General features: G+C 43.0%; 23 protein-coding genes. 5 read left to right on the forward strand and 18 right to left on the reverse strand.

Translation table 11 applies throughout. The annotated features are described in order from the left end of the window. Positions 1 to 46: 46 nt before the first annotated feature. From ACH11B_RS26335 to ACH11B_RS26395, 13 genes are all read right to left on the reverse strand, one after another. Positions 47 to 1,462, reverse strand: coding sequence for a TolC family protein (locus tag ACH11B_RS26335; protein ID WP_013668111.1), 1,416 nt, complete (start codon positions 1,460 to 1,462; stop codon positions 47 to 49). A gap of 28 nt (positions 1,463 to 1,490) precedes the next feature. Continuing rightward, complete coding sequence (locus ACH11B_RS26340) at positions 1,491 to 4,688, reverse strand: efflux RND transporter permease subunit (RefSeq protein ID WP_149106102.1); 3,198 nt, start codon at positions 4,686 to 4,688, stop codon at positions 1,491 to 1,493. Positions 4,689 to 4,706: 18 nt separating this feature from the next. Then, positions 4,707 to 5,843: an efflux RND transporter periplasmic adaptor subunit gene (locus ACH11B_RS26345; RefSeq protein ID WP_013668113.1), complete on the reverse strand. Its 1,137-nt coding sequence runs from the start codon at positions 5,841 to 5,843 to the stop codon at positions 4,707 to 4,709. A 78-nt stretch (positions 5,844 to 5,921) separates the two neighbouring features. Next, on the reverse strand, positions 5,922 to 6,521 hold the full coding sequence (locus tag ACH11B_RS26350; protein WP_041387768.1) for a TetR/AcrR family transcriptional regulator: 600 nt from the start codon (positions 6,519 to 6,521) through the stop codon (positions 5,922 to 5,924). 202 nt (positions 6,522 to 6,723) lie between these two features. Continuing rightward, positions 6,724 to 7,554, reverse strand: a complete 831-nt coding sequence (locus ACH11B_RS26355) for an AraC family transcriptional regulator (protein ID WP_013668115.1) — start codon at positions 7,552 to 7,554, stop codon at positions 6,724 to 6,726. A gap of 106 nt (positions 7,555 to 7,660) precedes the next feature. Beyond that, positions 7,661 to 8,305, reverse strand: a complete 645-nt coding sequence (locus tag ACH11B_RS26360) for a response regulator (RefSeq protein ID WP_377477593.1) — start codon at positions 8,303 to 8,305, stop codon at positions 7,661 to 7,663. Between the two features lie 136 nt (positions 8,306 to 8,441). Beyond that, complete coding sequence (locus ACH11B_RS26365; protein WP_377611271.1) at positions 8,442 to 9,182, reverse strand: SDR family NAD(P)-dependent oxidoreductase; 741 nt, start codon at positions 9,180 to 9,182, stop codon at positions 8,442 to 8,444. 189 nt (positions 9,183 to 9,371) lie between these two features. Further along, the gene (locus ACH11B_RS26370) at positions 9,372 to 10,682 is read right to left on the reverse strand and encodes an NAD(P)/FAD-dependent oxidoreductase (RefSeq protein ID WP_377611273.1); all 1,311 of its coding nucleotides are present in this window, start codon (positions 10,680 to 10,682) and stop codon (positions 9,372 to 9,374) included. Between the two features lie 236 nt (positions 10,683 to 10,918). After that, positions 10,919 to 11,131 (reverse strand): hypothetical protein, encoded by a 213-nt coding sequence (locus tag ACH11B_RS26375; protein ID WP_377611275.1) that lies wholly within the window; start codon positions 11,129 to 11,131, stop codon positions 10,919 to 10,921. Between the two features lie 65 nt (positions 11,132 to 11,196). Then, positions 11,197 to 11,418, reverse strand: coding sequence for a hypothetical protein (locus ACH11B_RS26380; RefSeq protein WP_377611277.1), 222 nt, complete (start codon positions 11,416 to 11,418; stop codon positions 11,197 to 11,199). Positions 11,419 to 11,840: 422 nt separating this feature from the next. Beyond that, the gene (locus tag ACH11B_RS26385) at positions 11,841 to 12,272 is read right to left on the reverse strand and encodes a DUF5675 family protein (RefSeq protein WP_377611279.1); all 432 of its coding nucleotides are present in this window, start codon (positions 12,270 to 12,272) and stop codon (positions 11,841 to 11,843) included. Positions 12,273 to 12,535: 263 nt separating this feature from the next. Further along, entirely contained in the window at positions 12,536 to 13,081 is a 546-nt protein-coding gene (locus ACH11B_RS26390; RefSeq protein ID WP_377611281.1) for a DUF6266 family protein, read from the reverse strand. 51 nt (positions 13,082 to 13,132) lie between these two features. Beyond that, entirely contained in the window at positions 13,133 to 13,774 is a 642-nt protein-coding gene (locus ACH11B_RS26395; RefSeq protein WP_377611283.1) for a DUF6266 family protein, read from the reverse strand. A 685-nt stretch (positions 13,775 to 14,459) separates the two neighbouring features. Between ACH11B_RS26395 and ACH11B_RS26400 the strand changes: the two genes are divergently transcribed. The 4 genes from ACH11B_RS26400 (at position 14,460) to ACH11B_RS26415 (ending at position 19,943) form a co-directional block, all read left to right on the forward strand. Continuing rightward, entirely contained in the window at positions 14,460 to 15,014 is a 555-nt protein-coding gene (locus tag ACH11B_RS26400) for an RNA polymerase sigma-70 factor (protein WP_168204590.1), read from the forward strand. Between the two features lie 58 nt (positions 15,015 to 15,072). Continuing rightward, positions 15,073 to 16,038 carry a FecR family protein gene (locus tag ACH11B_RS26405; protein WP_377477605.1) on the forward strand — a complete coding sequence of 322 codons (966 nt, stop codon included), beginning with the start codon at positions 15,073 to 15,075 and terminating at the stop codon, positions 16,036 to 16,038. Between the two features lie 93 nt (positions 16,039 to 16,131). Further along, positions 16,132 to 18,720 carry a TonB-dependent siderophore receptor gene (locus ACH11B_RS26410; protein ID WP_377611285.1) on the forward strand — a complete coding sequence of 863 codons (2,589 nt, stop codon included), beginning with the start codon at positions 16,132 to 16,134 and terminating at the stop codon, positions 18,718 to 18,720. A gap of 50 nt (positions 18,721 to 18,770) precedes the next feature. Further along, positions 18,771 to 19,943, forward strand: a complete 1,173-nt coding sequence (locus ACH11B_RS26415) for a PepSY-associated TM helix domain-containing protein (protein WP_377477609.1) — start codon at positions 18,771 to 18,773, stop codon at positions 19,941 to 19,943. A gap of 76 nt (positions 19,944 to 20,019) precedes the next feature. Here the strand turns inward: ACH11B_RS26415 and ACH11B_RS26420 are convergent, their stop codons facing one another. Continuing rightward, positions 20,020 to 20,334: a hypothetical protein gene (locus ACH11B_RS26420; protein WP_377477611.1), complete on the reverse strand. Its 315-nt coding sequence runs from the start codon at positions 20,332 to 20,334 to the stop codon at positions 20,020 to 20,022. A 289-nt stretch (positions 20,335 to 20,623) separates the two neighbouring features. On the opposite strand from ACH11B_RS26420, the gene ACH11B_RS26425 reads away from it, so the two are divergent. Beyond that, the gene (locus ACH11B_RS26425; protein ID WP_130856666.1) at positions 20,624 to 20,875 is read left to right on the forward strand and encodes a hypothetical protein; all 252 of its coding nucleotides are present in this window, start codon (positions 20,624 to 20,626) and stop codon (positions 20,873 to 20,875) included. On the opposite strand, the gene ACH11B_RS26430 is transcribed toward ACH11B_RS26425, so the two are convergent. The 4 genes from ACH11B_RS26430 to ACH11B_RS26445 are packed head-to-tail and all read right to left on the reverse strand — an operon-like array spanning position 20,856 to position 24,294. Next, positions 20,856 to 21,449 carry a hypothetical protein gene (locus ACH11B_RS26430; protein WP_377611287.1) on the reverse strand — a complete coding sequence of 198 codons (594 nt, stop codon included), beginning with the start codon at positions 21,447 to 21,449 and terminating at the stop codon, positions 20,856 to 20,858. The two genes, ACH11B_RS26425 and ACH11B_RS26430, sit on opposite strands and share 20 nt — an antisense overlap. Next, positions 21,450 to 22,184 carry a LytTR family DNA-binding domain-containing protein gene (locus tag ACH11B_RS26435; RefSeq protein WP_130856664.1) on the reverse strand — a complete coding sequence of 245 codons (735 nt, stop codon included), beginning with the start codon at positions 22,182 to 22,184 and terminating at the stop codon, positions 21,450 to 21,452. A gap of 2 nt (positions 22,185 to 22,186) precedes the next feature. Then, entirely contained in the window at positions 22,187 to 23,272 is a 1,086-nt protein-coding gene (locus ACH11B_RS26440) for a sensor histidine kinase (protein ID WP_377611290.1), read from the reverse strand. Then, positions 23,260 to 24,294, reverse strand: a complete 1,035-nt coding sequence (locus tag ACH11B_RS26445; RefSeq protein ID WP_377611292.1) for a hypothetical protein — start codon at positions 24,292 to 24,294, stop codon at positions 23,260 to 23,262. Before ACH11B_RS26445 ends, ACH11B_RS26440 begins: the two co-directional genes overlap by 13 nt. Positions 24,295 to 24,328 lie beyond the last annotated feature (34 nt).

Consider the following 24,328-nt stretch of genomic DNA (forward strand, 5'->3'; position numbering starts at 1 on the left):
TTCGCGGGAGGCGCTAGCTAACAGATACGATCCAATCAACTAGTCCTTAGTTCCAACCTCCGCCCAAACTTCGGTATAGTTCAGACACCGCGCTGAGCATAGATGTCTTTATTTCAGCAAGCTCCAGCTCCCCTTTTAATACATTGCCTTGCGCAACGATCACTTCTAAGTAGTTCGCCTTTCCGTTTTTAAATAACAAATTCGCATTGAAAGTTGCCTGTTGCAAGGCATCCACCCGATCAACAGCTATCGATTGGGTCTGCCTAAGCTTCTCAATCTTCGCCAAGGCATCAGACACCTCTCCTACGGCTACTAAAACAGACTGTCTAAATTTGATAACCGATTTTTCTCTTTCCACTAGGGTAAGCTTGTACTGCGTCCGCATTTGTTTCTGTTGTAATATCGGCTGAAAAACGCTGCCGGCAACAACACCAAAAAGAGAGCTCGGTGTTTTAAACCAATCACTTGCTTCCAATGAATTTAATCCGCCGCTAGCTGTAATGCGCAGTGTAGGGTACATCGCGGCTTTACTAATGCCTACCTTCGCATTCGCAACAGTCAATTCAAGTTCTTGGCTCTTTATGTCAGGTCGACGGCTCAACAGCCGTATAGGTATACCGGCATTCAACGTATCAGGAAACGTGATATCGTCTAATAGCCCTTTGCGATTTAATGGAGCGGGCAGTTCGCCCGTCAAAAGCTGTAAGGCATTTTCTTGCAAGATAATACGCTGTTCTAGCTGAGGCAGTAATTGTGCCACCTCCATTCGTTGCGCCTGCGACTGCTGAAGAGCCGCGAGTGTTACCAATCCGGCATCGTATTGCAAGCGCACAATCCGCAAGGTACTGTCATTCAAATCAAGATTCCTTTTCGCGATACGTAGCTGTTCATCAAACATTAATAAGCGATAATACCCCTGCGCTATACTTGCCACCAGATTGGTTTGTATTGCTTTTCGGGCTTCTTGCGTCTGCAAATACTGCGCAAGTGCAGCTTTGCTCTGGCTTCGTATCCGACCCCAAATATCTGCTTCCCAGGATAAGGTGAGGTTTGCGGAATAATCTTCGATATGATTCGTGCCAAGAAATTGTCCTAATGTTAACCCATTTAAGCTGTTATCAGAAGGGTTGGCAGTACTGCCCGACACATTTACACCTACTGAGGGCGCATGATTCCATTTTACCTGCTTCACCATCAGCTGCGCGGCATCAATATTCTTAAGAGCCAATTGCATATCATGGTTCTTAGCAATGGCCTTATCAATCAACAACACCAATGTTTGATCAGTAAAAACTGCTTTCCACGATATATCCGCAAAAGACGCCGTATCTGCTATCTGTTCAGCATTTCTGAAGGTATCCGGTAAATTTTCTTGCGGCACGCTAACATCCTTTGACACCTTACAGGCGCTTATTGCCACTAAAACTAATAGCAACAGCCATTTATCTATTTTAATTTTCATTCTTTGATCTTTATATTATGTTTATCAATTAGATAGTGGTCGACGACGTGGTAACAAGATCAGGAGAGACATTGTACTCAGCCTCGGGCGCCATTCCTTTCCCTTTAGAAATCTTTTCCTGCAATGCTTGAAATACTACAAAAAGTACCGGAATAATAAACAACCCCAGTAGCACCCCACTTAGCATCCCTCCCGCAGCACCAATACTTATGGAGTGATTCCCTATCGCAGAAGGTCCTGTTGCACGCATCATTGGGGTAATGCCCACTACAAAAGCAATAGATGTCATAATAATGGGTCTTAGCCTTAGCTTAGCCGCTTCAACCGCTGCATCAACCAGTGAATAGCCTGCCTGCCGCCGCTGTACAGCAAATTCAACAATTAGAATTGCATTCTTCGCCAATAATCCGATGAGCATAATCAGGGCAACCTGAACGTAAATGTTATTCTCGATTCCGGTTAACCCAATGGCTGTAAAAACGCCGATCAAACCGGTTGGTATCGACAAAATAATCGCAAAGGGAAGGATATAACTATTGTATTGCGCGGCCAATAAGAAATAAACAAACAACAAGGACAGTAAGAACACAAACACGGCCTGTCCACCTGATGCAATTTCCTCTTTAGTCATACCGGAAAACTCGTAAGCGTAACCGTTTGGCAGGTATTGTATCGCTACCTCACGCACGGCATTAATAGCATCGCCGGAGCTAAAGCCGGGCTTAGGGATTGCATTTATGCCGATTGAGTTATATAAATTATAGCGTGTAATCGTTTCCGGCCCAAAAACTCTTTTTAGCGTTAACAAGGTATTAATAGGAACCATTTGACCGGCTTTATTCTTCACGTATACATTATCCAATGAGGAAGGTTCGGCCCTATCCCTTTTATCCGCCTGTACCATTACCCTATAATATTTACCAAAGCGATTAAAATCGGAAACCTGTGCACTACCAAAATATGCCTGCATCGTACTCAATATTTCTTTCTCATCAACCCCCAGCTGCTCGATTTTCTCATGATCCAGCACCATTTCCACCTGAGGATAATCGGCACGGAAGGTGGTAAAAGCAACTGCTATTTCCGGTCTTTGCATAAGCGCAGTGATAAATTCATTCGCAACGCCGCTGAATTTGTTCAAGTCACCCCCTGCCCGATCTTCCAACACAAGATCCAACGCATCAACATTACTAAAACCAGGTACTGTCGGTAAGGTAAAAACGAAGAATTGCGCACCTTGGATACTTGCCAGACGCTGTTGGATTTCGGCCATAATGGGGCCGATATCATTCATTTCACCTCGTTCCTTGTCTTTTTTCAACCTAAAGAATGCTACACCCGATGAAGGACTGGTAGATTGCGTGAGCATGTTAAAACCGATTATTTGGTTGAATATTAATTTAGATTCCATATCCTTCAGTTTATCCGAAGCTTCAGCCATCATATCCTGGGTTCGTGCTAACGACGCCCCGGGCGGCAAAGAGATGGCTATTGCTATGAAACCTTGGTCTTCAGAGGGAATAAAACCCGTTGGTATTTTCTTAATCATCCACCCGGTTATCACAATCACGATCACCAAACCACCTAAACTTAACCACTTATGACGAATCAACTTTTTAACACCACCAATGTACCTTTCGGTAACAGTTTCAAAACCTTTATTGAAAGCAATAAAAAACCGCTCCTTAAAGTTTACCGCCTTATTGCCGTTGGCATCCGTATATTGAACACCTTTAAGGAATAATGCCGCCAGCGCCGGACTCAGCGTAAGGGCGTTAATCGCCGAAATAACAATCGCAATCGCCAAGGTTAAAGCAAACTGCCGATAGAAAACACCTGCCGATCCTTCCATAAAAGCCACCGGTACAAATACGGCCGCCATTACCAAGGTGATCGATATAATAGCACCCGTAATTTCATGCATAGCAGATAAAGTAGCCTGTTTGGCATTCATGGTACTGTGCTCCAGTTTCGCATGGATAGCCTCCACTACCACAATCGCATCATCCACTACGATACCGATCGCCAATACCAGCGCAAAAAGCGTTAACAGGTTGATCGAGAATCCGAGCAAAGACATGAAGAAAAACGTACCGATTAGCGCAACAGGTACTGCAATAGCGGGGATAAGCGTCGAACGAAAATCCTGCAGGAATAGAAACACGACAATAAAAACCAATATAAATGCTTCGATCAGCGTATGCTTAACCTGCCCGATCGATTGGTCCAATGCATCTTTTGTATTATATAAAATTTGATACTTAATACCTTCCGGAAAATCCTTAGCTGCTTTGACCATCAGCTCTTCTATCGCCAGTTGGATTTCGCGTGAATTTGAGCCTGGAAGCTGCAACATGATGATGGATACCCCGGGTTTATCATCTACTTTATTAAAACTACCGTAGGTATACGAATCCAACTCCACCTTCGCCACATCTCTCAATCGCAAAAAAGACCCATCTGCATTCGAGCGGATAATCATACGTGCATAATCTTCCGGCCTATTATACTTGCCTGCGTACTTAATGACATACTCAAAAGATTGCTTGCTCATTTCTCCGAATCGCCCGGGAGCAGCTTCTTGGTTTTTGCTCCTAACGGCAGCCATCACCTCATTGGGTGTGATATTATAAGAAGCCATCTGGGCAGGATTTAACCAAATACGCATGGAGTAGTCCTTGCTACCGCCAAAAAGATTCGCTTGTCCGACACCGGGAATACGTTTTATTTCAGGCTGTATATTGATAGCAGCATAGTTTGCCAAAAAGGTATAATCATAAAGCTCCGGATCTTCGCTGTATAAGTTAATACCCATAATGATTGCATTCTGAACCTTCTGGGTTGTGATACCTGCCTGCACAACTTCGGCCGGTAGTAGTCCCGTTGCTGAGGCAACCCGATTTTGTACGTTAACTGCCGCTTGGTCCGGGTCGGTCCCCAGCTTAAAATAAATGGTTATACTGAGGGTACCATCGTTGTTTGAAGAAGAAGACATATAACTCATATTCTCCACACCATTGATAGCCTCTTCCAAAGGAGGAGCAACAGACCTTAATAAGGTTTCGGCATTGGCGCCGGGGTAAGATGCTGAAACCTGAACTGCAGGAGGCGCAATATCCGGAAATTGTTGAACGGGAAGCTTTATGAGGCCTACTATCCCTAATATCACCAAGATAATCGAGACTACGGTAGCAACAACCGGCCGTTGAATGAATGTTTTTAACATGATATGTTCGCTTTAATTTTAATTAACTTTAGTAATTTTCGCCTTGGGATCGACGGGACTGATTTTCATCCCATCTTTCAAGATCCCCATTCCTTTTAGCACAATTCTATCGCCTGTCTTTACGCCGGACGAGACAAAGTAATGTTGTCCAGATACGCCCGAAATGACCAACGGAGCCTTATGAACCTCATTATTTTTATCCACTTGATAAACAAAAACTTTATCCTGTATTTCGAAGGTGGCGGCCTGCGGTATGGAGACAACATTTTGCTGCTTAAACGCCAATTGTATCTTTCCGGAGTTACCCGACTTCAGCAAACCATCGTCATTAGGGAAAGACGCACGAAGGGTAATGGCTCCTGTGTTTTTATCAAAGGCAGCATCAATCATATCCAACCTACCTTCTTTGTTATAAGGACGGCTTCCGGCAAGAATCAATGTTGCCGCAGGGGCATTTTTAAGTTTATCCATGATATTAGCTCCCTCAAGCTTCTCTTTTAGTTCGGTGAAATCGATTTCACCCATGGTGAAATAAGCATGTATTTCATGATTGTCAGACAAATAGGTTAGCTGTTGAACATCACCGGGAGCAACTATACTACCAACCTTTTTAAATAAACGACCTACATAGCCGCTAACCGGCGCTTTGATCGTAGTATAGGCTAACGTAATTGCTGCATTACCCAATTTGGCTTCCGCTTGCGCTTTATTTGCTACTGCAGCATCATAGGCCAGTTGGGCACTTTGAAGTTGATAATTTGAATAAACCTTATTTTCAACAAGCGGTTTTATCTTATCCAGTTCAATTTTTGCGTTATTTACACTCGCTTTCACTGCCTGTAATTCAGCAAGTGCCGTATTGTACGACTCGCGGTATGGGCGTGCATCTATCTGAAACAAAGGCTGCCCTTTGCTTACAAAAACGCCTTCTTCTACTAAAATTTTCTCCAAAATGCCAGACACCTGTGGTCTTATTTCGACATCGGAAACCCCTTCCAATTTTGCGGGATACACCTGCGTCACGGTTTCTTCCGAAGCACGTAGAGTAATGACTTCTGCGGGTGTAGCAGAAGCTGTTTGACTAGTTTCCTTTTTGTTTGAACATGCGGATAACGTAAGCATAGCTATCAGAAATCCTAGATAATTTTTATTCATGATAATTTTATTGAATTGCGTGTTTGATATGTTAAATAGGCGATGGATATTAAATCGTTTATCACCGTTTATGTAGATTTAAATTTTTTTGTGATGCATGGATTTAGAGATTCCTTCGATACCTTCCAGCAATATTTTGCGGCTAAAAGTTCCGTTTAGGTCCTGTGTCAATTGCAGTGTTAGAAGGCCGTGCACCAACGACCAGTACGTGAAGAGTTTAATCTTTAAGGTCTCTTCGCTGGTAGTAAGCGTTAACCGTTCAATGACTTCTTGAAATAACTGACTGATTACTTCGCAGTCGAGATTACTCTTATAGTCGTCAATGGCATGCACATCCAAGCCAAACATTAACTGGTACAATTCCGTTTCGAGAAGCGCAAAATCCCAATATGCTAACCACATAGATTTGATTTGTTCTGAAGGATCGGTACTAAGCGAAGCAGCGAGACGCACACGTTTTGTAAGCAACAAGAACCCATACCGTTTTAGTTCGATGATCAATGCTTCCTTGCCAGCGAAATATTCATAAATGGCTGGAGCGGTATATTCGATTTCCTGGGCGATTTTACGCATACTCAAGCCTTGACATCCCTCTTCCCTAATGATCTTCAGAGCTGCAAAGAAGATGCTCTTTTTGGTCTGCTCCTTCAGGCGTTCTATCCTTTTACTAGTTGTCATAAGACGATTCATTTTGTACTTAATTTAATAGGAACAAAATTCTTACATTTTTAAACACAACTATTTGTACATTTTTTCCTTAATTCAGTAAAAAAATACCTTTTAATAAAAGATACAATACAATGACAGAAGCCCATAAAAAAAGAGGTCGCATACAAAATGCGACCTCCAAACTGTTATAATAAAATAAGAAGTAAGCAGCTTAGTTTTTCCTAAATTCAGATGGCGTACGTCCCGTATGTTTCTTAAAGAACTTATTAAGATGACTTTCATCCACAAAACCAAATTCATCCACAATTTCCGACATCCTCATATTACTGTGGATTAAGCGATTTTCAATCATCTTAGCCCGGTAGTTAGAAACATATTCCTGCATGGTTTTACCATGATTTTTCTTAAAATACCGTCCAATGTACGAAACAGACAGATTAAACTTTTCACTGATACTTTCAGCCATAATTGATTTTGGGCTATAGATATTTGATTGGATATACTGCAAAATATCAAAAAGCTTCTCTTCTTTATCATCCTTTATTTCAGCAGGCTGATACTTTTCAATATTCCTGCACACATACGAAATCAAAGTATTAACCAATTGCAACGTAATTTTATCCCAACACAAATCCCTATTCACCTGCTCACGGATCATTGCATCAATCACCATGCGCACAAAAGGTTTATCCGATTCATTTTTCAGGATGGACCCGGGAACCTGGTTAACATTCATCAAAGCATGCTCCAATCTATTCACATTATCTTTTACAATCCCGCTGCTTTTCAAATAGATATTATTAAACCTAAGAAAGAAAAAAGTTGTCGTCTCTTGTATATCAAAACAATGCGAATCACCAGGTGTTAGCAGAAACATATCACCGGCCTGATAGGTGAACTTATTTTCATTGATCCGCTGTTCACCGGCCCCCGATAACACATACACCAGTTCGAAAAAACTATGCTTATGTTTATCTACGGGGTATTTCTCCAACACTTGCACACTGACCGAAAACGGCTCGTATAAATCTTCTTTTTTCATGATGATATTTACTATAAAAAGAAATAATATACAAATATATGTAAATACCAAAACATTTTATACCATATCATAAAATATAACATCATCGAGATCATCCTGCGGATGGCTAAACAATCTCCTGCTTGATAGCTTTCGCAACCACCTCCGTTAACGATGATACCTCAAGCTTTCTGTAAACTTTTTTCATATGACTACGAATAGTTTCATACGAGATGCCCAATTCATGCCCGATCATTTTATAACTTAATCCCCTAACCAGGTAATTCAAAATGGTTTTCTCTCTTAAAGTAAGTTGATAATCTCTGTTAATTTTTACACTTCTCCTTTCATCACATTTTCTGTAGATAAAGTTGAATAATTTTTTTGCAATAATAGGAGCCATCGGTGCCCCATCGTGCTGTAAGTCCTTAATGGTCGAAATCAACCATTGCTTTGCATTCTTTTTCAACACATAGCCTACAGCACCTGCCTTGATGCACTTGAAGACACATTCGCCATCCTCCAATGCCGTTTGTACCACTATTTTAAGGTATGGAAGTTTTGATCTCAGCTCTTTGATAGCAGCAATGCCCATCCTACCCGATGACGCTATATCAATCAACACCACATCAGCATCACATGTTAAAACTTTTTGCACGCAGGCATTCGTATTATAAAAGCGACCTACAACATCAAAACTTCCCTCACTTTTTAAAAGCGTTTCGATGGCCGCGATACTATCCTCATGCTCATCAAATATGGCTATCTTCACTTTCACGAATTTTATCCTCCAACTAATTTATATTGCATTCACAAAACCTTTTTTTATAGGGACAATTGAATTACCGGAATTGGACAAAGCATTAAATCGGCAAAGCTCGTTAAAAAAGCGAGCCCTGCCGTAGCCGCTAACTTATAGATACTCCACCATCAACCGGCAGCACCACACCCGTTACCCAAGTTGACCCCGAATCGATTAATAAAGCCGCATTTGCTACCATATCCTCAACACTTCCACGTCTCATGAGCGGCACCGATTCAGCTTCTTCTCGATGTATTGCAGCTATAATTTCTTCGGACAGTCCGGCATGTGCCAATACCGGTGTATCTGTAGGCCCCGGAGCCAACGAATTCACCCGAATGCCCAAAGGAGCCAGCTCCAAGGCCCAAATCTTCGTTAACATATTTAGGCCGGCTTTTGCAGAACCGTAAGCACTCAGTTGTGCAAAGGCTTTAGTACCATGACTGCTGCTTACATTAACGACTTGTCCTTTTGTCTTTGCTAAAAAAGGGAGACACACCGATGTTAACATTGTGGGAGCGATGAGGTGAACGCGATACATCGCTTCCAATACCGTTTTATGAACCCCTTCCAAAGGCGTTAATGCAACATGGCCGGCATTATTTACCAACACATCTAACCGACCCGCCCATTCGTCTTGAATAAACTCAATAAATTGTTGTTCTTGTCCCTCTTGTAAACTATCATATTCCGCTGTATAAAGCCCCGGCAATTCATTTTTTAAGGCCGATAAGCGTTTTTGATTACGCCCGGTAATCAACACACGCCAACCTTTAGCATAAAAATGACGTGCCAGCCCCTCGCCTATACCCGACGAGCCCCCGGTAATTAAAATACTCTTCTTCATATTCTTGATTTTTGCACAAAAGACCAACTTGTCCATCACGTTATCAAGCACTTACCCTAGGGTAAGTAATGGCAAACAGGGTAGGAATTACTTGTTATCAAACACTTATAAATTAGCCTATTTTCAGTTATAACAGCGCTATGACAATTGTTCCTGTTCCGGTTCCCACGGTACGCGGCTCAGTTTAGGTCACGGTAAAGCATTATCTTCCTGTTCTTCTTTTAAGGGCTCCTTAAAAATCATTCTTAAATGTTGATCACGTGTTAGATAAGCAATGAGCCATCCATAAAATGTTTTAATTTTATTGTTATAATTAACGAGCGACATGATATGGATAAACAGCCAACTCATTAAGCCTAAAAAGCCACCGAAATGAAGCTTATGTTTAAAGAGATCCGCCACTGCGTAATTTCGCCCAATAATGGCCATATCGCCTTTATCAAAATATTTAAAAGGTTTAGGTTCCCTTTCTTTAGCAATTGCCAGAAAATTCTTCGCAAGGTGGCGCCCCTGTTGAATGGCCGGTTGTGCTAGCTGCGGATGTCCTTTCGGGTAAACCGCATCCGTCTCCTGTATGCTAATATCACCTATCGCATATACATTTTCCAATCCGAGAACCTGGCTGAACTGATCTGTCTTGATCCTATTGCCGGGTCCTAAACTACTTGCAGGAATGCCATCAAACACATTAGCCGTAACGCCTGCACACCATATTACGGTCTTAGCCTCCACAAATTGCCCGTCGGAGAAGGTCACTCTATCATCTTCATAGCTTGAAACGACCGTATGCAACTTAATGTTTACGCCCAGGCGGCATAGGGTATCATAAGCCGCTTTATGTGTTTTTTTACTCATTGGTGCGAGCAGATTTTCATGGCCGTCTACAATATAAATAGCGCCCTCCGCATCCTTTAGCTCCGGATAATCTTTAGCAACTATATACTTTTTCATTTCTGCAAAAACACCGGCAATTTCCACTCCCGTAGCACCACCACCCACAATCACGAAGGTTAAGAGTTTCTTACGTTCTTCTAAATCCACTTCAACGGCCGCTTTTTCCATTGTTCTGATCAGCTCATTCCGCATCGCTATTGCATCGTCTATTCCTTTCAGTGATAATGTTTTCCCCGGCATTTCCGCATTGCCAAAAAAATTGGTTTTTGCACCGGCAGCAAAAACTAACTGATCATAGGTGATTTTACCATCATTTAAGTGGAGCGTTTTCGTATTGGTATCAACATACTTCACTTCAGCCATTCTAAATTTGATACCTGTTTTTCTAAACAGCATACGAAAAGGGTAACTGATACTCGCCGGGTCTAAAAAGCCGGTAGCTACTTGATAAAGCAATGGCGTAAAATAATTATAGTTATTTCTATCCAATAAGGTGAGGTCGTAATATTTATTGTTGGCTATCTGTCTGGCAAAGTTCAAACCTGCAAAACCTCCGCCAACAACAATTATGTGTTTTTTTGAGTCCGTATCATCTAACCTTTTCATATTTAAGAGATTTTTATAGCTGCATTTTAACATAACAGAAATACCGGATCTGAAGCTGTTCTGCATATCAAAAGTCACCAAAACTAAAAAGGTAAGGTAGAAGTACAATTAGTATTCGTTTAAACGGGCTATTAAAAGGATGAAACAAGGAAAAGATGGGATGAGAGATTTCGGATTGCTACTACAAGAGGTATCTCCTACATTTGTTTAGAACAACCATAGGAGACACCCTTTACTCACTTATCTTCCTTCGCCACCGTTGAGATGGCTGATGCTACAATACCGGCCGTTGCGAGGTAACCGGCGATGGTAACTACCGTTGCCGGTAAAGTAATAGGAGCTGTTAGCAACGCCCCGCCTACCGCACCCAAGGTTAAACCGATGGTTCTTATTCTTTTAAAGAACTTCGGTGTTGGGGATTTGATTCTTTCTGTTATTTCAGTTTTCATATTTTTCGTTATTTGTTATTCGTTGTTAGTTATTGGTTATTGGTTATTGGCTGTTGGTTTACAGCCTATGGCCTATAGCGATTCTCCAAAAACTCCATCCGCTGTCGCAGTAAATTATAATTCGCTTTTAAATCTGCTTTCAGCAATTGTATACTCGCTTTCATGATAGACACATCCTGCTCCATTTTCCGGAAGTTACCATGTAACTGTTTTAAGAAATAGGCTATAATTGATAATAAAATACTGATGATCGTACCTAATAAGGTTATTAATTCTAATGATTTCATCCGTTTATTTTCTTTTTAATGGTTGATGAGAGCTCGAGTAAATAATCATTGCCCCCGTGTGTCAATGTTATTTACATCTCGGTTTCATTGTTATTTAGCTTTTAGAGGTTAGAAATTAGGTATAAGCTATCGGCTTTCGGATGTCAGCTATCAGCGATCAATAAGTTGTAAGCTTTAAGGTATAAGCTCGCACTGTTGCCATAGCTACTATAAGGCCGTTTTGCTCTGCGCACTATATCCCTTTTAAGCACTGCTGTTCCGAAATGTACGATTTCGAAGGGAGGGTCCATCATATCCTATAAATCGGCCTCAAATATTCCGGTTACCACAGGCTAAGTAATAGCAGAAACATTCGAAGGAAGATTTCAGCCGCGGCTTTTTTTTGTTACTTTTTTCAGCTGAAGGAAAAAAAGTAAACGAAATTACTCGACAACTAAACTACTCCCCGCGGCAGCGGCCTTTGCTAATAAAGGATACACCCTTCTATAAGCATCTGCCGAATGCAGTACCCGATAATCGCCGTTAATGAGCTGATAATAACTTCCGGTTAAGGGGCAACCACGAGTGTCGGTGTGGTAATTGCCGATATGGAAGAACACCAAACTGAAATTGGGAATACCTCTGATTTCTACCATTCCCTTATGCATGGAACTGTATCGGCTCTGATATTTCGCGTTCATACCCGCCAGCTTATTCAAACCCAATTGATAGGTCCCCGCCGGGATGGCCGTTTCTCCCGGGATTTTTTCATCCCGTATTTTATCTTCCAGAATATAGCACTGGAAGAGATTGTCAATGTATAACTGGCCGAGGGTCGTGTTTATGCCTTCGGCGATTCTTATTAGTTTAATCATATCATTTAGTTTTTAGGGGTTAGGGATTAGCTGTAAGCTTCAGGCAATGGGCTTTAAGTATTGGCTGTCCGCCGTCAGCAGTCAGCTTTCGGATGTCAGCTATCAGCTTTATGCTGTAGGCTATAAGCGGTAGGCACTCACTCAAAATTCCTGCCTACCGGCAGGCAGGCATCGTTCATAACTCAACACTAATAAATCTACTCAACCACTCAACTATTTAACTACCAACTATTTAACTACTCAACATCTCCCGCAACTCGCCGCTAAAGTACTCCCAGAAAGACACTGTTAGAAAAGCGCTTGCCGGAGCGATCGCGTGCAAACAGGTAAACCGTCACGGCTGCATCCGCCAATTGCACGGGCAGCTGTAATTCCAGCGCACCATCCTGCCTCCTGCACCTTTCCTCATTAATACCCGCCACACCTACGTCCGGATTATAAGCACATAGTATTACTTCGTCATCACCGAAGCCGTATAGTTTATCAAAGCCCGGGTCAAAAGTTACCGTCAATTTATCTCCAATACGCACCGCCGCAGGATTCAAAGGATGGAGCACCCCTCCCCGTGTAAGGCGAACCTTTTGCGGATTTACCGTTAGATCAGGATACATCCCCTCAATGGCATAACGCATCGCATCGGCTACGGCCATATTAAATGCACTCCTTTTATTGTGCTTTCCATAGCCCATGGCAATGATCTTACGCAGCGGCGATAAATAGCGTACCGCTATTGTCAAACGTGTTTGCGAAACGAGTTTTCCATTCAGGTCCTCTTTTTTCCTTCCATTCTGTTCAGATATCAGTAGCATATACCCATACATTAAAGGCAGGTGGCGCCGCTATTGGCGCCACCTTGCCGGTTAATCAAATGACACCGTTCCTAAATAGATGCTTTTAGAAACCTCTTTCGCTTTTCGCTCCGCATAGAATATCCATGCGTGCCCTTCACCGGCGGTGATATGAGCAGGGATATTAATACTTGCCTCACCGTCGCTCCGCAACGGCACTACATCAGTCGTCAGGAACTGCTCGGAAGCGGGGTGGTACACCAGAACATAAACCGAATCGTCGATATTGCCACTTATCGGATTTACGGTGGCATTCCAGGTAACTGTCAGTTCAGTGCCCGTACGCGTTATGGTTTCACTGCCTGCCGTAAATAGCCCACCCGTGCTCAGTTTGATCTTGCTGTAATCCAACATATAATCGGGATAAGCACCTACCACGGCATCCATAATATTCGCTTTCAGGGCCATGTTCATTGCCGTATTCGTATTAGCCTTTTTCAGACCAAAGCCGATACGCAACAGCGCCTTGATCGGAAAGAGAAAAGCCGTGATCAGCGAAAATTTAGCCTGTTGCATCAGCTGCTCTTCCGTAGCCGGTTTTGAACGCTTTTTGTAGAGCCCTTTGATATAGTCTATACTTTTCCAACTGCTGCCGATCACACTTCCTGCCTTACCTTTGAAGCCACCGTTGGCTCCGTTTCTAATTCTTCCCATTGTTTAAAATTTAAAAGTTTAACCATACAATCCGCAATCATTTATACCGGTATTTCTTGCTTCATGGCACAAACATAAAGAGCCTATTCAGGTTAAAACAGCGAGGGAAAGCACTTGAAGCGGATGTGAAGCGGATAATCTGGAAAGTTGACGCGTAGGAGAAGCGTAAACCGCTACTAATTAAGGCGGCTATTATCCTGCCACCGCACCTTGCTGCCTGGGTACTTCCAAGCAGAAGAACGTTTGCACTTAGCGCATAACACCTGTTAACAAATTCGTACTAACACCAAGGCAACTTCGCCTTTTCCCAGGTATTGATCAGGTCCGACCAGATCCTGACCAGATAAATCTGGTAAAAACCTGATCAGAATCTGAAAAAAACCTAAAAGTCTGTCGAATTAATTAGGTATTTATCACAGCAGCAGCATATCAATCCATGCCACAACGAACCGAATGCCATTGCGTCTTAGACTTTAGAACCATTTGTACGGTTAAATTCCAAGATAATCATCGCTATCAAGATCGTATCATACCCGATCCATAAGCCCCTGTAAGACTATCAAATTTCGCTGAGCTGACCCCGTTGGCACTAAAAAACAGAAGACTTTCCATGTTATTATTATTTAGAATTAATCCATATAGTTTTCTATATTTGTGCGGGTAAAGTCAACAGATCCTAATTTTTGTGAAGATTTTCAAGAGAAACAAAAGCGCACACCTAGTAAACTTGCTTGACGAGCAGAGCTTTCGTGCACTATTTGATCTATATTGGAAAAGATTAGTTGCATTTTGCCAGTATTATACCCAGGATGATGACCTGGCAATGGATATCGTACAAGACATCTTTTGCTCTCTTTGGAACAGAAAAGACAGCATTCAGCTACACAGTGAGGTAGAATATTACCTATATCGCGCGGCCAGGCTTAAGATTAATGATTTTTTTCGTGAAAAATATAAACGGGAGGATCAGCACAGCTGCCTTTCTCAAGACTTTTGCGATACCGTCAATAATACCGAGGAAACTATTTATTACCGTGATCTCCACCGCTTTGTGCAGGGCTTGGTAAACAACCTGCCTTGCAGGTGCAAACAGGTTTACAGCTTAAGCAGAAACAGTGGCCTCAGCATCCCGGAAATCGCATCGCAGTTAAAGCTCTCTGAAAAAACGGTAGAAGCTCACCTTACCAAGGCCCTACGTTTTCTAAAAGAAAATCTTCATTTACAGCGCAGCCAAAAATAATTTCACTTTCAACTAAGGGTAAATCCGTCCAGATCCGACTAGTGTAATAAACGTTCGCATGGAGGTAGATCACGGTTTGTTGAAAAAATACTGGTTAGGACAATGCTCGCCCGAAGAACGGCAGCGCGTGGAAGCTTGGATCGCCAGTGGCACTCCTCCTGATCGGGATCATGCCCTGCGTACCGTCCAAAACGAAGCCACTATGAAGTCAGTGCTTTGGCAGCGCATCACCCAGCAAAGCCAGCTGGATGATGCGCCGGCACCAAATATAAAAAGCCCTTTTTATAAGCAAACGCTAATAAAAGTAGCCGCCTCGATTATTTTCCTGATGGGCATCGGCAGCTACCTCTGGACGCATCAGGACCTGTTTACCCCTCAAAAAGATTCCGTTCCGTATAAAACAGTTACCGTAGCAAAAGGAAAACAAATGCAAGTCATTTTATCCGATGGCAGCAAAGTTTACCTGCATGCGGGGAGTACACTCCAGTATCCGGTTCATTTTTCAAAAGAACAACGGCACGTCATCCTGCAAGGAGAAGGCTTTTTCGACATACAGCAAAATCCCGCCCAACCCTTTCAGGTAGAAGCCGGAGAAGTTCAGATCCGTGTACTCGGAACCCAGTTCAACGTCAACAGTCGGAAACCCGGCAAAGAAGTCGTAACCGTTGAAACAGGCAAGGTGCAAGTGAGCGCAATAGGAGCGACAGATACCCTGACCCTTTCTGCGGGTATGCAGGGCCAGCATATAGCCGGATCACTCCAAGAGAAAAAGGTAAACAGCCAGCACTACAGCGGCTGGAAAAACGGCCAACTTCGATTTGATCACATACCTTTAGCAGAGGTTGCTTTAGAGCTGGAAAGATGGTACGATACCGATGTCAAGATAACCGATGCGGCACTCGCAAACACAAAAGTAAGGGCACATTTCAAAAATGCTACCCTCAAAGAGGTAGTGCACGACATCGCTTTTGCTTTACATATTCAGTATAAAATTAAAAACAAGGAGGTCTTATTCATCAAGTAAATACAACAAAATAGCCCGGTGTACGCATCGCCAAAATTGTTCACCGGGCCGAGCAATGAATTCTTAATCAATCACATTACTGTCATCAAAAATATGAACTTTTTGCCGTATAGCACCAAGGCATTTTCCGTTATTTGGAAAAAGGCCAGTATTCTCTTATGCATATTACTCATCGCTTTATCCGCCACAGCACAAACCAGCCTATTGAAAAAACGCATTAGCGTCCACTTAAACAACGTGTCTGTTTCCCAGATCCTAGAAGCCTTAGAGACCCATAGCGGGTGTACATTCGTTTACAGTGCCGATCTGCTTGATGTGGCAAGACAAACAAGCGTCCATCTTGATCATGTAACCCTCGAAGATGCACTGCAACAGCTCTTTCCCAATGGCATTGGCCAACTAGCGGTAAATGGTAACCGCATTAACCTGCAACCATCCGCCGGTAAAGGAACTATCCGAGGCGAAGTTCGCACCAACGATGGGCGGCCCGCAGGCTATGTCACCGTGAGCCTGGGTAGCAACAAGATGCAGGCAGATGAGAACGGCCGCTTCCAGTTCCGGCAGATAGAAGTGGGTACCTACCAATTAACTGCCGATTACGTAGGTGTCAAACGGCAGGCAAAAGAAGTGCAGGTACAAGCCAACCATACCAACGATATTTCCATTACTCTCTATGAAGATGCCCAGGCCCTACAGGAAGTGGTCGTAAACGGCGAGCGTGCAAACCGTTTTGCCAACAAAGAAACGGACTATGTTGCGCGCATGCCCCTGAGCAATCTGGAAAATCCCCAGGTGTACAGCGTTGTTACCAAACAGCTCATGCAAGAACAAGTTTCCTATACCATTGCTGATGCCATCCGAAATGCTGCCGGAGCCGTACCCGTTACCAATCCCTCAGGCGGCCTTAGCGCCTACTTCCGTGGCTTTGGTGTGGGCATCAATGCCAGAAATGGTATGGAATCCACTTCCGAGCGCTCTGCGATGGATCTAGCCAATATCGAGCGCATCGAAGTGCTGAAAGGCCCCTCAGGCACGCTTTTCGGTTCCTCCGTTTCGTCATTCGGCGGAGTAGTAAACCTCGTTACCAAAAAACCCATTGAAGCAAAACGAACAGAACTCAGCTATACCACCGGAAGCTTTGGACTGAACAGGGTAACGATTGACTTTAACACACCCCTTGACGCCGAAAAGAAAGTACTTTTTCGTATCAATAGCGCACTGCACCGGGAAAGAAGTTTCCTTTCCTACGGCTTTAACAATACGTTCCTGGTGGCGCCCAGTTTGAGTTATCGTGTCAATGAAAGGCTGTCCCTAAACGTAGATGCCGAGCTATTGCATGTACACAATACACAACCCATGAATTTTCTGATCCGCTCGGCGGATATTCAACAGCCCAGTGATATCCTTTTAGATTATCGCAAAACGCTTTACCATGATAATGTGGATGTAAAAAACCGTGCTACCCGCATCTATGCCGAAGCCGTTTACAAGCTGTCAGACAACTTTAAATCCACCACCCTCTTTTCATACGTTTCGGAAGATGTGGAGCGTAGTTATCAGCGTCCCGTAATATGGATGTCTCCCCGCACCGCTGTAAGGGCATCTGCTGTATATGGCCCCGTTTACAACGGTTACACCAATTTACAACATAACATTAACGGTACATTTGCAACAGGCAGCATCCGTCATAAATTGCTGTTAGGTGCTAATTATCGTCATTACGCCTCCAACTTTCTCTTTGCCGAAGCCCAGGTAATCGATCAGATTGATGTTACGCAACCCTTTCAGCCCGTGCTCCGGCAAAGTATTGATGAGCTGGTAAGCTATGCCCCCTTCCCTTCCCCCACACAAAACACCATCAGTGTTTATGCTTCCGATATGATAGAACTGCTGCCCCGGCTTTCTGCCATGTTATCGCTACGGATGGACCGTTTTGACAGGGAAGCCACGGAAGGGTCGGACGACGGTTTTGAGCAGACATCCTTTGCACCCAAATTCGGACTCGTTTATCAGCTGATACCCCAACAACTTTCCCTATTTGGAAACTACATGAGCGGTTTCCAAAATGTAGCCCCGGCGCTGCAGCCCGATGGCAGCAGACAGGTATTAGATCCCCTATTTGCCAATCAGGCCGAAGGCGGTGTAAAGACAGAACTCTTCAACAAAAAGTTTAGCTTCACCGCCAGTTACTATTATATCAAAATAGATAATGCCACACGCACCAATGCAGCACTGTTCATTGTGCAGGATGGTGAACAGGTCAGTAAAGGGATAGACCTCGAACTGATTGCACAGCCCTTAACCGGGCTTAATATAGTGGCAGGTTATGCCTATAATAACAACCGCATCGTCAGCGCTTCGGACCCGGCCATTGAGGGTAATAAAGCAGCCAACGCACCGGAAAACGTAGCCAATATCTGGGCCTCGTACACCTTTCAGAAACGATTGAAAGGTCTGGGAGTTGGTGTAGGTATGAACTATGTGGACAAAATGTACCGCGCCACGGATAATACCTTTTTCATACCGTCCTACAGCTTGGCAAATGCCGTTATTTACTATCAAAAGCAAGCCTGGGGTATACAGTTAAAGGCCAACAACCTCTTTGACAAGCGGTATTGGGACTACTGGGGAAACCCGCAAGCCCCTGCCAACTTCGCAGCCAATCTCAACTTCCGGTTTTAACATACCATTATAGCGCCGGGCAAAAGAGCCTGCCCGGCGCCATTACAACGATGACTCAACTAAAAAAAATTGTATCTGCCTTGCATCTCTGGCTCGGAATGAGCTCCGGCGCAATCGTCCTTCTATTGGGCCTAACAGGCTGTATTCTCGCCTTTGAAGTAGAAATAAAATCCGTCATTCATCCCCGTAACCGGCAAACCGAAGCCACCGCAGGGCAAACGCTCTCCTTTTCTCAGCTCATGCACACCGCTCAGGCATACTGGGGGGCTGAAAAGCCGGTATCCACACTTGAGCTATACAATAACCCCGCTAAAACGTGGCATTTTCGTGCTTTTAAAGAAAATGAAAAAAGCGGGCTTTGGTACTGGGAAGAAAAGAAATACTACGAATCCCTTTTTATTGATCCTCACAGCGGTCAAATCATGCATCACGAAAATTCCGAGTTTGAATTTTTCCGCATCATTCTTTATCTCCATTGGAGTTTATTGCTGGATACGGCCATCGGACAGCCGATGGTGGGCTTTGCCACGCTTATGTATGTCCTGCTGCTCCTTAGCGGGCTCTACTTATGGTGGCCTAAAAGCAAAAAGGCAAGACGAAAACGCTTTTGGTTTCGTTGGAAATCCGGCACCGGTATCAAGCGAAAAAATTACGAGCTGCACAGCATATTGGGCTTTTATATGCTTAGCTTAGGCCTCATCATTGCACTAACGGGTATCTTATGGGCCTTCCCCTGGCTTGCCCGCCAAGTTGAAGGAGCGCTGAATCAAAAGCAACAGCCAAATGCTAACATAGTAACGAAACCGACATCATTTCCATATAACACCGCGCAAATGGATCCCTATGATGCCATATTACATGATCTAAAAAGCCAATACCCCGGTGCGCTGGGATATTTGTTTTATTTCCCAAAAGACAGCCAAACCGCGCAAATCAATACGCTGGTACGTTTCGAAAAAGTTTACCAAACCATCGTGCGTACATACAACACACAAACAGGAACCGTGATGGAGACCCATCGCTTTCGGGAGCAACCCACCGGAACCAAATTTAGGGCCATGTATTACGATCTTCATGTGGGCAGCATTCTGGGCTTGCCCGGCAAAATACTAGCATTTTCTGCATCGCTTATTTCCGCATCCCTTCCTCTTACCGGATTTTTCATCTGGTATAACAGAAGAAAAGGCGGTAGAAAAAACAGAAAGTTAACGAAAGGCGACTGATACGATGATGAGAAATAGGCGCTAGGGCGCAAAAAAAGACCTCGCCGGGGCGATTGAAGACTTTTAACATCCCGGGTTAGGCATCCAAGCTCCAATAGGTTTTTCTAAGCCGTTCCACATCCTGATCGCGATAGAGCTTTTTCCTGTTCACAATCTTTGCGACACGGATTTCACCCTGATTCTGGCAACGCAATAGGGTGCTTTTGCTAATCCCCACCCGATCCATCGTATAAGCCGCATCACGGTAAACGGTTTCTTCCTTTTCCTTTTGGAGAATGAAGCGTTGGATTTCGAGTGTATATTCTTTAAGGCCTCTCACTTCGCGATACAATAAGCGAAGGAGATAAGCACACTGCGGGCATGGCGCAGGCCCTTTAGGTCTTGCGTTCATGATGATTTGATTTAGGGTTTATAGCTTAAAAATTGATTCTTGCCTCATCAGCATTTTATCAATATCTTTGAGAGAAGAATTTTAAAAATTAACAGATGATATAAAAAGGAATATTTAACATATAAATTATTTAGCGACAGCTATTCACCAAGCACCTCGAAGTCTCAAATTATTGAATGCACATGGTAAATAGACTGATCGCCCGCCAATGCGCGGGTGTCAGTTTGTTCATGTGCAATGGGTTTGAGACCCCAGAGGTGCTGAATGTACGGCCCGTTGCATTATTAACATGGCAGCAATTATCAATACTCAAGACCTCCTATCCCAAAAAATATACACTTTGGGATTTAGCAAAAATTTCCAAGACATCTGCAAGCGGCAAAAGCTCTATACCCTACAAAACATCATAGATCTTGGCCATCAGGACATAGCACACAATCCTGTTTACACTATTCCCTGGTTTAATGAACTCATGGATTTCCTAGACCAAAGGCAGATGCTCTATCTCTTAAACACGAATGTTAGAGGTGGTGGTTATTAATCAGATTAACCAAGTCCATCAGTAAGCGCCTTACCTTTATAATGGTATTGCGATCAGCAGTATGGTACTTTTTCCGCAGGCTTTCGTACGATAACTCTTCATGCTGCAGCGTGCCAATATGCTTACTAATAAACCGGAATAAGTTGCCTTTCTTAGGTGTTTCCACAATACGTGCCTCGTGCATCAGATGAATCAAGAAAAGTAATTGCATCGCTGAGATAGACACTCGAAAATATAAATCCTCTGTCTCTTTCTGCACCGATAATACCGCATTTAATTCATCCCACACTTCCTTATAAAAGCGGTAATGATCCATTCCAAACAACTTCTTGGTAAGTGGAATGTGCAACTTCTCCTCATCCCAGAGGTTAATCAGCTCACCACGCGAAAGTAACTCCTGTTGCATATCGCCAAAATACTGCTGTATTTCCGTAAGCAATAACATAAAAGCGTCTTGTAATCGCAGCAAGTCGTCCTTTTGCCAATGTTCCGATAATTTCTCCTCCTTGAAATAAGCCAAAAGTTTTTCTATACGCTTCAACCTTTCCCGCCAATCATTCATGCCACTTCCCATTTACGACGGATATAAAGCTTGCACGTTCGCTTTAAACTTCGCCCCAACAGATAAAACGGTTTTATTTTTACCTTTCAGTATCACGCACTTCGCCTGTACAGTAGCGATACGGTTACGGGCTACGATGGTTGACTTGCTTACTTGAATAAAACGCGGCGATGAAAGACGCTGCATCAACTCACTTAACGTATGGTCTACTGTAATCACCCCGTTTATAGTGTGAATCTGTACCCGTTTATAATTTGTGGTGATATAATCGATATCAACTAATTCAATAATATCCTTTTTACTTTTACCTGTTTTCACAGATATGACTGCATCTAAATCGTCCGCCTCACCACTATATTGCAGCCCATTACTCCGATTAATCACCCGTTCTACCGCTTTACTGAAACGATCGAACGTAAATGGCTTTACCAGATAATCCACTCCATCCACATCAAAGACCTCGCTACCTAAGCGATTGTCCGCTGAACAAAATACTACATGAATATCCGGTTCCACTATCCGCCTAACCGCCCAACCATCTTTCCCTTTCATGTGAATATCTAAAAAGAGTAAATCAATTCTATGCCTTTCCAATAAAGCAGGTACTTCCTCGGGGTTCGTTGTTGAACAAACCAAATTTAAGTTTGGTATTGCGCTAATGTAATTCTTAACAATGGTAACAGAAGCCTGCTCATCATCTACTACCATGCAGTTAAAGACTTGCTTAATTGAGTATTCATTTATCATATTTATTGGTTAATGCTAATTTTTACAGTAAAATATGCTTCTTCTTCCGACACCGTTAATTGAAATTCATTTTTAAATACGATCTCCAACCTTCTCCTTAAGTTTGACAAACCTGTTCCACTTGACGTGATCGGTCTTGACCGCCGATCAAAGCGATTCCTACAGGTAAATTCAACCAGGTCATCTGTCAAAAGTAATTTTATGTAAAGCGCATCTCCGTCGCCTGTAAAATCACCATACTTAAACGCATTTTCCAAGGGTGTAATGAAGGCCATGGGCAATACACGCTGGCCTGCAAACGCTCCTTGCACTTCGGGTTTCAGGATTGGAATTTCCGGAAAACGGGCTTGTTGCAAAGCAAGAGCGGCTTCTACCTGCTGCCACTCTTTCGATACGACAATTTTGCGGGTACCTTGAGACGCATGTGTAAACGTATAGCGCGTTAGACCAGAGAATGAGGCCATTAGTTGGGCCCAGCGAGGCGAATATTTAAGTAATTCTCCGAAGAATAAATTAAAAATATTATGCACAAAGTGCGGATCAGCTTGCTTCGCTAATACGTCGTATTTTAGCTTTTCTAGTTCTTTCGCCATCAACGCTGCATACATCTTTGTCTTATATTCAATAATGGCCATTTCTATTTGCTTATTTTTGTATGCGCGGTATTTCAAAAAAACAAAAAGCCCCACAGCAAAAATGACCAATAAAATATAATGCTTCGCCATGCGCCCTAGAAAACTCCAATCTAGTGGGGGTACCTTTTGATTTACCTTAAAGCCCAAATGAACCATCAACTTGTAGAGATATAAATATGCACCTGGTGCTGCCAAAAAATAAAATATTAGCAATAGCAGTAATCCTTTGTACCAATGCTTCTTATTGAATACCAGAAATAGGATCCCTAGCAAAAGGTAAAATACAATCACTTTTAGAACAAAAATTCCAATAAGCGTACCGACACGTTGTTGCGGAAAATTTAATCGGGTGCCGATATACACGATACCGAAATAAAGTAACCAACAAGCTACTTGGATGCCCAGTAGCTTTTGTTGACCGGGCGATAGTTTAAATTGTGTTAATTGTACCATTGTTGATGCAAAACGTTAAACTGAGATTGAGGGATTTGATAGGCCTTATAGGTTAGCTTATCCAATAGAAAGAAATCATCACCAAGGGCTAGCAGAGCGTGCAACATCTCCTGAGGTTCTCTTCTACTTTCCGGTTGTTTTTTTGCGGGCACAAAGAAATCATTTCGATTAGCATAGAGGTGTAAGCTCGACCAATTTTGCCATTGTGCCGGATAATGTTGTAAGTAAGAAGCAAAACCACTATAGATTTTATACAAGGTGTACTCAATAAAATCCGGCAGTGTCATCTCTTTTTTTTCAAAAGGGCCGAGCCATATATAGCTGAGACTCTTGTCTGCTTCACGGAAACAGCAAAGCGTATAAATCGGCACATCCAGTTTGTAGGCAAGGTAAGGCAAACCTTTCCGAAGCAATTGATGCTGTGCCAAAAAAGGTGTGCGCACGGTATTGACGCCCGCTATAGCCTGCGCTCCTTGGTACCCATCCAAATACGTTAAAACATTCGATCCCTGTTCAAGCGCACGTTTCATTTTAAACGCCACCTTTGGATCTGTTGCATTTAATGTTGAAAAGGCAGTTTTTCTTGAAGTAGAACGCATTCCTTCTTTGATCTTATCAAAGAAATGCCTTTGCTCGCGATATGCATAATCGCCTATCAGCAGCGCTAAAGGAATTTGTGATCTGTATAGTAAATAATTAATTAGCCGGTAAGACCCCGTATGAAACGTGCAGATCAATCCGGGTCGTTTCCTTAACCGTTCCAAGTATACTTCATCCCATCCTTGAATTATAAAAGGGTGTTCATCGTTAAAAAATGATTCATCAAGTCTGTTCCATTGCCTATTTAAAATGGCTTCACTAAACCATTTCTGATGCAAAGTAGCCGGAACGCCAGGCATAAAATGCGTTAGATTGGCACTGAAGAAAGCATAAGCATTCAGCATCTGCGGATGGCATTTCCATGATGACTTCGCCAGCCGCTGCTTCAGGCTGATTAATTTATTTTCATAATTGTTTAACATGATTATTTACATAAATGGTTTATAAAAACACTGC

The sequence above is a fragment of the Olivibacter sp. EAT-5 genome, assembly GCF_044784325.1.
GTDB lineage: Bacteria > Bacteroidota > Bacteroidia > Sphingobacteriales > Sphingobacteriaceae > Olivibacter > Olivibacter oleidegradans.